Below are 12,118 nucleotides of genomic sequence, written 5' to 3'. Positions count from 1 at the left end.
TTGTCGGTCAAGAGGTCCGCTGCCGCACGCGCACGACGATGCGGGGAGGACGACAGAGGGCGAGGTGCTCGCGTTCCTCGTTGAGGACGGCGGTCAGGTCGGCCTTGACCTGCTGCGGATCGCGGAAACGAACATCGGCTCGGGCTTTGATGCGGTGCCGACGCACCCGGATGCGGGCCGTGCTGACGCCGGGGACCCGCATGGCGGCGTCGCGCAGCAACGCGGCGGCACCGTCGCGGTCCAATGATGCCCGCAGGTGGGGTGCGGCCCCGTCGGCAGGCGATCGCAGGGGGAGCAGATGGCGCAGGCCCGGGCTGAGTGCCAAGGCAATCAGCCAGACGCCGACGGCGGCGGCCACGGCGGCTCCGGCGAGCATCCACACATCGTCCACGGGACGGGTAGCCAGCGCCTCGGTCAGGTGCTTTCGCCACCCTGCTGCCTGGCGTCCCGCCCGTACGGCCACGACATCGACCAGAGCCGCGCCCGTAGCGACAACTATCGCCGCGGCTACCAGCATGGCGGGAAGGCGGCGCGCCGACCACGGGCGGCGGGTGGTGTGCCGCCCGCCGCGGTCGCCCGCTGCCGTGTCCGGCGCGAGCGCCTCGTGTTCGGGCGGAGCGGGCGCGATCGGCTCCCTCGCCGGCGACACCCTGTTTCGGTGCGGCGACGGTGCGGGGCTTGGCGCGGGAGGGCCCGGGTCGGGTGTCATTCCGGTCCCCTCTCAGTAGGTGTGTGCGGCGTACTGGGCAATGCGTGCAGGGAGCGGATTCACTGGACCCGTCCGCGGCTCACGCCGGAGGCTGTCACCAATCGCCGCACGGTCACGGTGACTTCTCCCACGTGCAGGCCGGTGAGCTGAGCCACCCGCTCGGATGTGTCGTGCTGTATCCGCTCACAGAGGTGGGGGATGTCGGCCGGATAGGGCATGTCCAGGGTCAGATGCAGGCGCACCGATCCGGTGTGGGAGGCTGCAGAGGCGCTGGGGACTGACGATCTGCCCCGGTCGGGTGGTACGGCAGCCCTACGGGCTTGAGCCGTGCGTGCGGCCTGGGCGGCGATCCGGGCCACCACCTTGTCGGGTATGACGGTGGCGCCGCGCTCGGCCGGGGGTGGCAGGTTGGTGGCCCGTGCCGTTGGCGGCCCGCTGTCGGTGGATGCAGCGCCGCGTCGGGCAATCACCGCCGCCTCCGTGAGCGCAGGTCGAGGTCGCCCTGCAGAGCGAGGCCGGCGGTCAATCCAACCGCGCCCAGCACAAGAACCAGCAGGAACGCCCAGAATCCGCCGAAGTAGCCTGCGAAGCCGAGCGCCATGCCTGCTGCGAGGCCCGTCGTCGCTGTGTTCATCTCGCACTCACCCATTTCGCGAGCTCCATCACGTGATTTACCGCTGCCGCCGGGGCGCCCGGCGGATCACGGCGGGTCACCTCACGCGGCCCTCATCCGGTTCGGACTCTTCTTCCTCGTCGGGCAGGTGGACATCGTCGACAGTTATGTTCACCTCGACGACCTCCAATCCGGTCATCCGCTCCACGGCGCTGATCACGTTGGTGCGCACGTCATGGGCGACGTCGACGATGGAGACGCCGTACTCGACGACGACATCCAGGTCCACGGCGGCCTGCCGCTCCCCGACCTCGACTTTCACTCCTTGGGCGACACTGCCGCCTGGGCCAGGGACGCGTTCGCGCATCGCGCCGATGGCGCGAGCCATGCCGGCCCCGAGGTTGTGGATGCCCGGTACCTCGCGGGCGGCCATGCCCGCGATCTTGGCGACCACGCCGTCTGCGATGGTGGTCTTCCCTCGGGTCTCCGCCGGAGCCTCGGCCCCGGTATGGCCCTTCAGTGGGCTCACTCCCGCATCAGGCCGGCTGCCCAAGCCGATGCTGGTGCTGTTGTCGGTCATGGCGCTCGCCTCGATCGGTCGGTCGGTCCGGGCACCCTGTAGTGCCCGTCGCAAGGTTGGACACCCCGGGAGGCCCGTTCCTCACACATTTTTCAATGTGACGCACATCACATTGCCATTCTCGGGTACCCGCTCTTCCTGGGCCGTCACACAGGAGCGGCATGATGGAACAACCCGGTTTGACGCAGCCGGAAGGCGACCTGCCGGACGGACTACTGGCTGCGCGGGCAGCCGAGGGGGACGACGACGCCTTCGCGGTTCTCGTCCGGCGTCATAGCCGTCCCCTGCTCGGCCTTGCCTATTACATGCTCGGTAGCCCTCAGGACGCCGAGGAGGCCGTACAGGACGCCTTCGTCAGTGCCTGGCGGCGATTGCCCGAATACCGGCAAGCGGCGGAGTTCCGAACCTGGATGTACCGCATTACCGTCAACCGTTGCCTGAACATGCGGCACCGCCGGTCGCCGCCCCTTCCCCTGGACGCCGTCGCCGAACCCGCGACGGGCGACGAGGCGGGTTCGCCCGCCCGAGCCGCAGAGGAGGACGCAGAGGTGGCCGCCCTGACCTGCGCGCTCCGTGAGATGGATACCGGACTGCGTATCTGCTGGATCCTGCGGGAACTGCAGGGGCTGCCCTACAAGGAGATCGCTCAGGTGACGCGGGCCAGCGAGCCGACGGTGCGAGGCAGACTGTTCAGGGCACGCCGGTTGCTGAAGGAGGCGATGGCCCCATGGCGCTAGACGATCCGAACGCACAGCCTTCCGAACCGCCCCGAAACCCCGGGCGTCCCGATGACCCGGCCTTCCGTGATGCTGTCCCGCTCGCAGGTGACCAGGTACTGCCCTGCGGCCGCCTGCTCAGCCAGGCTTGGGAGCAGGCACAGGACGGGATGCCAGCCGCAGATGCGCACGCCACGTCATGTCCCCATTGCCGCGAGGCCGTCGAGGGATTGGCCAGGTTGAACGTGGCCACACGGGCGCTGCGCGCCAAGGACCCTCCCGGCTTGCGGGCACTCGCCGACCGTGTCATGAGCATCGTCAGGGCCGAGGTACGGCTCGGACGGCTGCTGCCCCTGGCCGACACGGTCCTGGACCTACGGATCGCCGAGAGCGCCGCGGCGAAAGTCATGCGTCAGGCTGCCGACACGGTGCCTGGTACGAGGGCGGCAACCTGCAGGCTCGCACCCGCGGGTGAGGGAACCGGCGTACAGGTGACCATGACCCTGGCCGCCGCCCTCGACCGCCCGCTGCCCGAGACGGTCACTCAGGTCCGTCGATCGATCATCCACGCCGCCGGACAAGCCCTGGGAATGGCCGTGACCACCGTCGACATCACGGTCGCCGACGTACTGGAGCCGTTCGCGCCCCCGGCGCCGGCAGGCTCCGGACCCACCACGGGTGGTGGTGCGTGATGGCCGCCATCGGAACGGCGCCTCCCCCCAGCGTCGCAGCCGAGGCGGCCCTCGCGGTGCCCGGCGTGGCCGGCCTGCAACCCCGCCTCGCCCGCTCCCTAGCGGCAGCCGCGTCGCCCACCCGGCCCGAGACGACAGCCCAACGTATCCCGCCGGAGGCGGGCGTCCGCACCGACCAGATGCCCGACGGCTCGGGATGGCATATCGAGGTGCGCTGCATCCTCGTCGAAGGCCACAGGGTGGTGGAAGCTGCCCGGAACGTCCATGACCAGGTGCGGGCCGCCGTTCTCTCCTACCTTGCCGCCCACGGCGCCCCGGTAGCGGTCACCGTCACCGTCACGGTCACGGTCACCCGAATCGTCGTCCGGGACCACGCAGGGTGAGCAGCAAACGCGGCGGTCAGGTGCGGGACGTGACCGGTGTGTGGCGAGCCGGACGCCGATGCGCGCCGTAACCGCGGCCGGGAACTGCGTACGCATGCCATCCACCCGGCGGGGCCATGGCCTCCGCGTCCGGCCATGAGCGGGCGAGGGGGGCGTTTGTCGAGTCGCCGCCCCCGTCGTCCTTCAACGGCTACCGGGGAGCGGGGCCACCTGCCGGTATGCGGCAGTCTCCTCGGGGCGGTCCAAGAGCCCGTCCTCCGTTCGCCGAAAGTCGTCTGTTCGATCCGGCTGTCGAGCAGCGCCCTCTCCGGCTCGGCCAGTTCACCTCTGGAAGAGCGGGCAAGGAACACGGGTCAGGATCGGGTCCAGGACATCGACTCCTCCACCGTCCAGCGCTCGCGGGCACGAACCTGTTCGGAGAGGTGATCCACCGATGATCCACCCACGCGACACCTGGAGTGACCGCTCGGGCGCGACAGGCGCTCACTCCCTCGAGGAGCAGTTCGGCAGTGGGCCGTCGGCCTCCAGTTAGCCTAGAGCGATCTGGTGCCGTGCACCGTGCACATCAGTGAGCAGTTGGTACGACGGAAGCCCCTTGTGGACGCGGGGCAGGGACAGTGAACCGCTTCAAGAACTCGTCTCGTACGCACGGGCGTTGCGCACGAAGAGCTCATGAAGATCGCGGACGGCCCGTGGGACGGAGCCGGAGTTCCGGCGCTGCAGGACCAGCAGCACCTCGGTTGCGTTCCCCGCCAGAGGCCGTACGGTGATCGCGCCCTGCCGCTCCAGCGGATCACCGACGACACTGAAGTCCGGCAGCACCGTGGCCCCCAGACCCTCCGCGACCATCAGCTTGCCCATCTCCGCGCCGTCGGTGGAGTACGAGAAGGAGGGGGTCCGGCCGCCGAGCAGACGGTGGACGAAGCGGTGCATGACGTAGCCGGACCGCATCACGACCAGCGGGCCGGACAGCAGGCTGTCCGCGTCGACCGTGTCCAGCGCCGCGAGAGGACTGTCGGGGCGCAGACACACCACTGGCCGACCGCGCAGGAGTTCGGTGGTCTCCAAGCCGGGCGGCAGGTCGTCGCCCTGGAGGTAGTTCACCAGCCCCAGGTCGAACGCGCCTTCCAGCAGCCCGCGGTGGATGTCGGCCTGCTGCGCGCCGATCATCTCGACCTGAGTCACCGGATGCGAGGCCCGGAACGCACGCACGGTCGGGATGACCAGTGGGACGGTGGCCGTATTGACCGTTCCGAGCCGGACCATGCGGCTGATGCGGTGCTGGTCCCCGGCCGCGCCACGGAGCCGGTCGACGGCGTCCAGCACGCTCACGATGTGCGGCAGGAGCTCCCTGCCCTCGTCGCTGATCTTCGCTCCGGACCGCTTGCGCTCCAACAGATCCACGCCGAGTTCGCGTTCCAGATTGCTTACGGTCTCGCTGAGCGCCGGTTGGGACACATGCAGTTCCTCGGCAGCGCGCCGCAGTGACCCGAGACGTGTGACGGCGGCGATGTACTCCAGCTGTTCGATACGCACGACAGGAGACTGCCGACCGCGGCGGGACCCGTTCAAGGGATTCCCTGTCACAACCTCGTGAATACCGACTCTCAGAATGTGGAATCACATCCGGGCATTCTTGACCGGCCGGACCCGCCGCTGGTTGTATCGGTGGCATGAAGCGACAGGACCTCACGCGGCGACGTCACGTCGATCTCGGACGTGTCTCCAGCGCCTGCTGTCGCTGTCGAGTCTGAGCGCTCCGAGGGAAACCCTCGCACTCGCGCCCATCGCCCTTCGTGAATTCTGTTTCAGGCGCGTTTCCGCCGTAGCCGTGATCGGCCCGGAAACGTCATTCCCGCGTGCCTGAATTCCGTCACCGCACTTATCGCCCTGTCACCGTGCACGCCAGCGCGCACCTTCGCCGGGAGATCTCCATGCCCGTACCATCCGGAACAGCCCCTGCACGCTTCGCCTACTGGGTACCGAACGTCAGCGGCGGTCTGGTCACCAGCACCATCGAACAGCGCACCCACTGGGGCTACGACTACAACCGCGAGCTGGCGGTGCTCGCCGAGGACAACGGCTTCGACTACGCACTCAGCCAAGTCCGCTACATGGCCAGCTACGGAGCCGAGTACCAGCACGAGTCGACCAGCTTCAGCCTCGCCCTGCTGCTCGCCACTCAGAGCCTGAAGGTCATCGCTGCCGTCCACCCCGGCCTGTGGCACCCGGGCGTCCTCGCCAAACTCGGCGCCACCGCCGACCACCTGTCCAACGGCCGTTTCGCTGTCAATGTCGTCAGCGGTTGGTTCAAGGGCGAGTTCACCGCGCTCGGCGAACCCTGGCTGGAGCACGACGAGCGCTACCGTCGCTCCGAGGAGTTCATCCGTGCGCTCCGCACGATCTGGACCGAGGACCATGCCGAACTCGCCGGGGACTTCTACCGGCTGCGCGACTTCTCCCTCAAGCCCAAGCCCCTGAACACCCCCGAGCGCCCGCACCCGGAGATCTTCCAGGGGGGCAACTCCACCGCCGCCCGCCGGATGGCAGGCCGGGTCTCCGACTGGTACTTCAGTAACGGCACCGACTTCGACGGCGTCAGCCGGCAGATCGACGACGTCCGGGACTCTGCCGCTCAGGCGGCTCGCGCGGCACCGAAATTCGGCCTGAACGGCTTTCTGATCGCCCGCGACACGGAGGCCGAGGCCCGCGAGACTCTCCGCGAGATCGTTGCCAAGGCCGACGCACCGGCCGTCCACGGCTTTCGTGACGCCGTCCGGCAGGCCGGGCAGTCTACCGCCGACGGCAAGGGCATGTGGCAGGACTCCTCCTTCGAGGACCTCGTCCAGTACAACGACGGCTTCCGCACCGGCCTGATCGGCACCCCCGAGCAGATCGCGGAACGCATCGTCGCCTACAAGCGACTTGGCGTCGACCTCTTCCTCCTCGGCTTCCTCCACTACCTGGAAGAGGTCGAGTACTTCGGCAAACGGGTGCTGCCCCTCGTGCGCGAACTGGAGGCCGCCGAGTCCGACGCCTCTGTCCTCAGTAGCACCACCTCCCTGACCTGACCTGTTCCCGACGCTTTGGAAGGTCCCGGCATGGCCACCGTCCTGTCCGTCTCCGGCAGCCCCTCCGCCACCTCACGCACCGCACGACTGCTGCGCCATCTGGACGACCGGCTCAAGGCCCAGGGGCACGAGGTGATCCCCCTGGATGTCCGCACACTCCCGGCCGAGGCGCTACTGCACGCCGACTTCCGCCATCCCGCGATCGTCGAGGCCACCGCCCTGTTCGAACGGGCGGAGGGTGTGCTCATCGGCACTCCCATTTACAAGGCCTCGTACTCGGGACTGCTGAAGTCGCTGCTCGACCTTCTCCCGCAGTATGCACTCGCGGGCAAGACCATCCTCCCGCTGGCCACCGGTGGCACCACCGCCCACGTCCTGGCCATCGACTACGCCCTCCGCCCCGTGCTGAGCGCCATGGGCCCCGCGCACATCACCCCGGGCTGGTTCACCCTCGACAAGGACATCACGGTCGGCGACGACGGCGCGCTGACCGTCGCCGCGGCGTCGGCCGAGGCCTTGCTCCAGGTCACGGACCAGTTCTCACTCGCCCTCGGTGGCCGCCCGACCCTTCTGGCGGCCACCGGATGAGCGCCGCGACCGTGATCGCCGACGATGCCGAGGCCCTCGCCGTCGCCGTCGAACTGTCCGCGCGCTTCCGCAAGGACGCGGCCGAGCGGGACGCGCGTCGGCGGCTGCCGCACACGGAGCTGGAGCAGCTCTCCGCCTCCGGCCTGCTGGCCGTGACGGTGCCTGCCGAGTTCGGTGGCGCGGACGTCAGCACGGAGACACTCACCAAGGTCTTTCGGCTGCTTGCCGCCGCCGACGCCAGCCTGTCCCAGATCCCGCAGAGCCATTTCGTGTATGTCAACGTCCTGCGCCGGCAAGGGACGTACGAGCAGAAGGAGTTCTTCTTCGGCGAGGTGCTGCGGGGCAGACGCCTCGGCAACGCCCAGTCCGAGGCGGGCGGCAAGCACGTGCAGGACATCCGTACCCGGCTCACACGGCTCCCGGACGGCGCATACGTCCTCGACGGCGTGAAGCACTACTCCACCGGCGCCCTGTTCGCCGACTGGATTCCCGTCCTCGCCCGCGCCGACGACGACAACCTGCACGTGGCGTACGTGCCGCGCGACGCACCGGGCCTGACCGTGGTCGACGACTGGGACGGCATGGGGCAGCGCACGACGGCCAGTGGAACCGTACGTCTGGAGTCGGTGCCCGTACCGGCCGAACGGGTCGTGCCGCACCACCTCACGTTCCGGGGGCCCCAACTTCACGGTGCGGTTGCTCAGTTGCTGCACGCTGCCATCGACGCCGGGATCGCCTCCGGAGCGCTGGCCGAAGCGGTGGACTTCGTCCGCACCAAGAGCCGCCCCTGGTTCGAGAGCGTCGCCGAGGGATACGGCACGGCCGCCCAGGATCCGCTCCTGATCCAGCGGTTCGGTGAACTGGCGATCCAGGTACGGGCCACCGACGCACTGCTGACCGAAGCGGCCAGGGCCGTGGACGCCGCTCGCGACGATCTGACCGAGGACTCGGCAGCGGAGGCCTCCATCGCAGTGGCCGCAGCCAAGGTGACGGCGGCCGAGGCCGCCGTGGGGGTCGCAAGCGCGCTCTTCGAGGTCTCCGGAACCAGGTCGGCACTCGACTCCTTGGGCCTGCACCGCCACTGGCGCGACGCTCGCACCCACACCCTGCACGATCCGGCCCGCTGGAAAGTTCAGCACATCGGCCGCTACGTGCTGAACGGCACCAAGCCACCCCGGCACGGCCTGCTGTGACGGATGATCCCGATCGGAGACCCCCTATGTCCCTCACCTTCCACTGGTTCCTACCCACCAACGGGGACAGCCGGCACGTCGTCGGCGGCGGCCATGGCACCGCGGCCACACAGTCCGGGCGGGACCGGCCTCCGACGGTCGCCTACCTGAGTCAGATCGCCCGCGCCGCAGAGGACCTCGGCTTCGTCGGCGCTCTCACCCCCACCGGGGCCTGGTGCGAAGACGCGTGGCTGACCACGGCCATGGTCAGCCAGCACACCGAGCGCCTGAAGTTCCTGGTCGCCCTCCGGCCCGGATTCGTCTCTCCGACGCTCGCCGCGCAGATGGCGTCCACCTTCCAGCGTCAGACCGGCGGACGGCTTCTGCTCAACGTCGTCACCGGCGGCGAGAGCCATGAGCAGCGGGCGTACGGCGACTTCCTCGACAAAGAGGCGCGGTACCGCCGCACCGGTGAGTTCCTGGAGATCGTCAAGAGGCTGTGGGAGGGCAAGTCCGTCGACCTGCGCGGCGAGCACCTTCAGGTCGAGGACGCGAAACTCGCCCAGGTGCCCGACCCGCTGCCCGAGGTGTACTTCGGAGGTTCCTCGCCGGTGGCCGGGGAGGTCGCCGCCCAACACGTCGACGTCTACCTCACCTGGGGCGAGCCGCCCGCCCAGGTTGCCGAGAAGATCGCGTGGGTGCGTGCGCTGGCGGCGAAGCGGGGGCGCACCCTGCGCTTCGGTATCCGGCTGCACGTCATCACACGCGACACCTCCGAGCAGGCCTGGGCCGAGGCCGATCGGCTCCTCGGCGGCTTCGACCCGGAGAGCGTCCAGGCCATTCAGGCGGGACTGGCCCGCAGCGAGTCCGAGGGCCAGCAGCGGATGCTGGCCCTGCACCGCGGCGGGAGCCGCGACCGCCTGGAGATCCACCCCAACCTGTGGGCCGGCATCGGTCTGGTGCGGGGCGGTGCCGGCACCGCGCTGGTCGGCAGCCACGATGAGGTCGCCGAGCGGATCAAGGAGTACCAGGCCCTCGGTATCGAGGAGTTCATCCTCTCCGGCTATCCGCATCTGGAAGAGGCGTACTGGTTCGGCGAGGGCGTCCTGCCGAGGCTGGAGGCCCAGGGGTTGTGGCAGCACCCCGTCGGCAAGCAGGCGGCGCCCCTGCCGCAGGTTCCCTTCGCAGGCGGAGGGAGCGCCCGTCCACGTACATGATCACGGACGGTGGCCGAGCGACAGTCCGTGCTCCGTGGAGGTACACGAGCTCACCGGTCCTGTTGGGCGGGCAGCGCCCCCAAGGGTCACCTCGTCCATGCCGCTCGGTCGGCGGTGGCCGCCGGAGGGGCTCCCGCCCTGTAGGTCGGAATCCTCCCTCCGGCGGGCCAGGAAGCCTTTCCGGCCCGGTGAGGCCGGTGATATGGCGCACCTTGATCAACCTTGCCCCTGCGGAGGACGATCGTCCTGTATGCGCCCTGGTGCTCCGTACGTTTTGCACTGCCGCCGTGTCCTATTCCGTCACCGGTGGCTGGTGCGGTCAGGGGACGACTGGCGGATAGCAAACAAGGCCTACCATCGCCATTCCTGAACCGTCCGGGTTGCCGCAGGACCGGCAGCCGCCCTTCCGTCCCCGCGAGGGCCCGCGCGGGGATCGTGAGGGGTCGTCGGCGCCGGTCATGGGTTTGATGTGCGTCGCTCCCTCTCTTCGGCTTGCACGGATCAATCGGCCGGGGGTCCTTGCTCCTTGCTCAGCAGGATTCCGCGCGGTCCGAAGCCGGCAGAGGAGTAGAAGCGGACGGCTCCCTCGTTGGGCGCGAAGATGCCGGCATAAATGATCGTGACTCCGCGCTCCGCGGCGGCGTGCTCCGCCGAGCTCACCAAGGCCGCCCCGATCCCCTCACCGCGATGCCCGTCCAGCACAACGGTGTGGATCTCGGCCGCGCGACGGGCAGCAAGAATCTGGTGGGCCGGGGGGTCCGCCAACAGGATCACCTCCGCCATGCCCACCACATCGCCCGCCAGCTCGGCAACCAGGATCAGTACCTTGGAATCGGCCGCAAGTACTTCGTCGAAGTGCCTGCGTACGACCTCGACGTCGGGAACGCGGTAGATGGTCGGATCGAGTTCGACATGCCTTTCGGCATTCGCGAGACGCAGACGGACAAGCGTCGGCACGTCCTGGCGCTCGGCATCCCTGACCAAGATCGACATGAGCCCGAGCCTTCCAGCCCGACCACCCGACGGCAAGGCTCATGGACTACTCAAGACGGGCGAACGTTGCCTGAGCGAGTGCGGTGCGTCCCGGTGGGCTCGTCAACACTCCTGTGCCACCGTCATGACAACGGCTGCCGGTCGGGCCGGTGAAGCGTCAGGCGGACGATGGGAGAGGGGGGCGATTCACCGGCGGCACGACGAGACCCGGGTCAGCTTGGGTACCAGTCGTGCAACCAGGTGCGCATCTGCTCGACCTGAGCGTTCTGGGCAGCGACGATCTGCTGGGCCAGGGTGGTGAGCGCTTCGTGTGTCGCGTGGCCCGGAACGGCCGTGGAAGCGATGGCGGCCGTCTCGTGGTGGGGGATCATGGCCTGCATGAACGCCTGATCGAAGCGGGCTCCCGGCGGCACGGTGGACAGCTGGGCGGTCGTCATGTCCATCCAGGTGGTTATCGGGGTCCGCAATAGCTGGACAGTGTGCGGGACCCGCGTCCTCGCCGACTCGGGAGTGAGTGCGTACCAGGTGTGCAGCCAGCCGGTCATCCGGCTGATCTCCTTGTTCTGGCTGCTGATGATGTTCTGGGCCATGGCCTTGAGCTCTGGCCGGCTGCCGCGGGCCAGTTCCTGGCGGGCCATGGCGACCGCAGCGGCGTGGTGGGGGATCATCCCGGCCAGGAACGCCTGCTCCAGCGCTGGTCCGGGAAGGTTCCCCAGTGCGACGGCGTACTTCCGTGCCGACTGCAGCAGCAGTGTTTCGTCTTGGTCCGCTTGTGTGGTCGCGCCGGCAGAGAGAACAGACCTATGGGTGGCTGCGAGAGCGGGGGATGCCAGGGACAGCGGTGCGGCGAGAGCAGCGGGGGCCAGGACGGCCGCCATCGCGCGGCGCGCGGGGGACAGCATCAGTGGCACTCCTTTTCCTCACAGGCGTCTTCCTTGCCCCTCGAGTGCCTTTGACGTCACATTCTCATGGCTGCCGGAGGTCGGCAGCTCGATCCGATGCACGCCTACGGAACTCCAGTTCGGAAAGCGATGCAGGCGGGCGACGTCAATTAGGGTCCGAGTGAACTCACGGCTTGCACCGCGCACATGGGTGCGGAAGGTGATGACCAGACGGCCTCCCCCCAACCCGCCACCGGTCAGCTGTCGGCGGCGAGCAGGGTGGTGCTGCTGCCCCACCTTCCGGTTCGGACGGTCACTGCTGTTCTGGCTCCGAAAGCGACACGGCCCACGGCGGCTCGTCTCCCGACTGCTGCCGGGACGGTGCAGCGCGCAAGGCCCGCGCGGTGGGGCTCACCCCCGCTGCGTCATTCGAACTTGCACTGCACCTGGACACTACGACGTTCATGCCGCCATCCCGGTCGGCGTCGCGAAAGCCCGGCGGC

15 protein-coding genes are annotated in these 12,118 nt (G+C 68.9%); 8 read left to right on the top strand and 7 right to left on the bottom strand.

Translation table 11 applies throughout. From position 1 onward, the window contains the following. Window positions 1-7 precede the first annotated feature (7 nt). The 4 genes from ADL25_RS38620 to ADL25_RS38605 all read right to left on the bottom strand — a co-directional run bounded on the left by ADL25_RS38620 (window position 8) and on the right by ADL25_RS38605 (window position 1,902). Window positions 8-649, bottom strand: coding sequence for a DUF6286 domain-containing protein (locus ADL25_RS38620; RefSeq protein ID WP_234381214.1), 642 nt, complete (start codon window positions 647-649; stop codon window positions 8-10). Window positions 650-768: 119 nt separating this feature from the next. After that, window positions 769-1,179: an Asp23/Gls24 family envelope stress response protein gene (locus tag ADL25_RS38615; RefSeq protein ID WP_234381213.1), complete on the bottom strand. Its 411-nt coding sequence runs from the start codon at window positions 1,177-1,179 to the stop codon at window positions 769-771. Further along, complete coding sequence (locus tag ADL25_RS50065; RefSeq protein ID WP_181922929.1) at window positions 1,176-1,343, bottom strand: hypothetical protein; 168 nt, start codon at window positions 1,341-1,343, stop codon at window positions 1,176-1,178. The genes ADL25_RS38615 and ADL25_RS50065 overlap by 4 nt, the downstream gene beginning before the upstream one ends. A 76-nt stretch (window positions 1,344-1,419) precedes the next feature. Beyond that, window positions 1,420-1,902, bottom strand: coding sequence for an Asp23/Gls24 family envelope stress response protein (locus tag ADL25_RS38605; protein WP_059132582.1), 483 nt, complete (start codon window positions 1,900-1,902; stop codon window positions 1,420-1,422). Between the two features lie 164 nt (window positions 1,903-2,066). Here ADL25_RS38605 and ADL25_RS38600 point away from each other — a divergent pair, with 164 nt between their 5' ends. The 3 genes from ADL25_RS38600 to ADL25_RS38590 all read left to right on the top strand — a co-directional run bounded on the left by ADL25_RS38600 (window position 2,067) and on the right by ADL25_RS38590 (window position 3,693). Further along, a complete protein-coding gene (locus tag ADL25_RS38600; RefSeq protein WP_181923313.1) occupies window positions 2,067-2,639 on the top strand; it encodes an RNA polymerase sigma factor in 573 nt (190 codons plus the stop codon). Between the two features lie 218 nt (window positions 2,640-2,857). Beyond that, window positions 2,858-3,310, top strand: coding sequence for a hypothetical protein (locus tag ADL25_RS38595; RefSeq protein ID WP_234381211.1), 453 nt, complete (start codon window positions 2,858-2,860; stop codon window positions 3,308-3,310). Continuing rightward, window positions 3,310-3,693, top strand: a complete 384-nt coding sequence (locus tag ADL25_RS38590; RefSeq protein WP_059132580.1) for a hypothetical protein — start codon at window positions 3,310-3,312, stop codon at window positions 3,691-3,693. The genes ADL25_RS38595 and ADL25_RS38590 overlap by 1 nt, the downstream gene beginning before the upstream one ends. A 627-nt stretch (window positions 3,694-4,320) precedes the next feature. Here ADL25_RS38590 and ADL25_RS38585 read toward each other — a convergent pair. Further along, on the bottom strand, window positions 4,321-5,229 hold the full coding sequence (locus ADL25_RS38585; protein ID WP_059132579.1) for a LysR family transcriptional regulator: 909 nt from the start codon (window positions 5,227-5,229) through the stop codon (window positions 4,321-4,323). 137 nt (window positions 5,230-5,366) lie between these two features. On the opposite strand from ADL25_RS38585, the gene ADL25_RS52450 reads away from it, so the two are divergent. From ADL25_RS52450 to ADL25_RS38565, 5 genes are all read left to right on the top strand, one after another. After that, complete coding sequence (locus ADL25_RS52450) at window positions 5,367-5,447, top strand: putative leader peptide (protein ID WP_365302402.1); 81 nt, start codon at window positions 5,367-5,369, stop codon at window positions 5,445-5,447. A 180-nt stretch (window positions 5,448-5,627) separates the two neighbouring features. After that, entirely contained in the window at window positions 5,628-6,764 is a 1,137-nt protein-coding gene (gene sfnG, locus ADL25_RS38580; protein WP_059132578.1) for a dimethylsulfone monooxygenase SfnG, read from the top strand. 30 nt (window positions 6,765-6,794) lie between these two features. Next, on the top strand, window positions 6,795-7,352 hold the full coding sequence (gene ssuE / locus ADL25_RS38575; protein ID WP_059132577.1) for an NADPH-dependent FMN reductase: 558 nt from the start codon (window positions 6,795-6,797) through the stop codon (window positions 7,350-7,352). Beyond that, window positions 7,349-8,545 carry an SfnB family sulfur acquisition oxidoreductase gene (locus tag ADL25_RS38570; RefSeq protein ID WP_059132576.1) on the top strand — a complete coding sequence of 399 codons (1,197 nt, stop codon included), beginning with the start codon at window positions 7,349-7,351 and terminating at the stop codon, window positions 8,543-8,545. The genes ssuE and ADL25_RS38570 overlap by 4 nt, the downstream gene beginning before the upstream one ends. A gap of 26 nt (window positions 8,546-8,571) precedes the next feature. Further along, window positions 8,572-9,741, top strand: a complete 1,170-nt coding sequence (locus ADL25_RS38565) for an LLM class flavin-dependent oxidoreductase (protein ID WP_059132575.1) — start codon at window positions 8,572-8,574, stop codon at window positions 9,739-9,741. A 501-nt stretch (window positions 9,742-10,242) separates the two neighbouring features. Here the strand turns inward: ADL25_RS38565 and ADL25_RS38560 are convergent. Then, on the bottom strand, window positions 10,243-10,734 hold the full coding sequence (locus ADL25_RS38560) for a GNAT family N-acetyltransferase (protein WP_059132574.1): 492 nt from the start codon (window positions 10,732-10,734) through the stop codon (window positions 10,243-10,245). Window positions 10,735-10,946: 212 nt separating this feature from the next. Further along, on the bottom strand, window positions 10,947-11,636 hold the full coding sequence (locus ADL25_RS38555) for a DUF305 domain-containing protein (protein WP_059132573.1): 690 nt from the start codon (window positions 11,634-11,636) through the stop codon (window positions 10,947-10,949). Window positions 11,637-12,118: the final 482 nt, after the last annotated feature.

This window comes from Streptomyces sp. NRRL F-5122, assembly GCF_001507435.1.
Classification (GTDB): domain Bacteria; phylum Actinomycetota; class Actinomycetes; order Streptomycetales; family Streptomycetaceae; genus Streptomyces; species Streptomyces lannensis.
This window is presented reverse-complemented; position numbering and strand designations above follow the sequence as displayed.

Excerpts from the sequence above, each read along its gene's own strand:
- ADL25_RS50065 (WP_181922929.1), bottom strand. The coding sequence starts at position 1,343 with ATGAACACAGCGACGACGGGCCTCGCAGCAGGCATGGCGCTCGGCTTC.
- ADL25_RS38605 (WP_059132582.1), bottom strand. The coding sequence starts at position 1,902 with ATGACCGACAACAGCACCAGCATCGGCTTGGGCAGCCGGCCTGATGCG.
- ADL25_RS38600 (WP_181923313.1), top strand. The coding sequence starts at position 2,067 with ATGGAACAACCCGGTTTGACGCAGCCGGAAGGCGACCTGCCGGACGGA.
- ADL25_RS38590 (WP_059132580.1), top strand. The coding sequence starts at position 3,310 with ATGGCCGCCATCGGAACGGCGCCTCCCCCCAGCGTCGCAGCCGAGGCG.
- ADL25_RS52450 (WP_365302402.1), top strand. The coding sequence starts at position 5,367 with ATGAAGCGACAGGACCTCACGCGGCGACGTCACGTCGATCTCGGACGT.
- sfnG (WP_059132578.1), top strand. The coding sequence starts at position 5,628 with ATGCCCGTACCATCCGGAACAGCCCCTGCACGCTTCGCCTACTGGGTA.
- ssuE (WP_059132577.1), top strand. The coding sequence starts at position 6,795 with ATGGCCACCGTCCTGTCCGTCTCCGGCAGCCCCTCCGCCACCTCACGC.
- ADL25_RS38570 (WP_059132576.1), top strand. The coding sequence starts at position 7,349 with ATGAGCGCCGCGACCGTGATCGCCGACGATGCCGAGGCCCTCGCCGTC.
- ADL25_RS38565 (WP_059132575.1), top strand. The coding sequence starts at position 8,572 with ATGTCCCTCACCTTCCACTGGTTCCTACCCACCAACGGGGACAGCCGG.
- ADL25_RS38560 (WP_059132574.1), bottom strand. The coding sequence starts at position 10,734 with ATGTCGATCTTGGTCAGGGATGCCGAGCGCCAGGACGTGCCGACGCTT.
- ADL25_RS38555 (WP_059132573.1), bottom strand. The coding sequence starts at position 11,636 with ATGCTGTCCCCCGCGCGCCGCGCGATGGCGGCCGTCCTGGCCCCCGCT.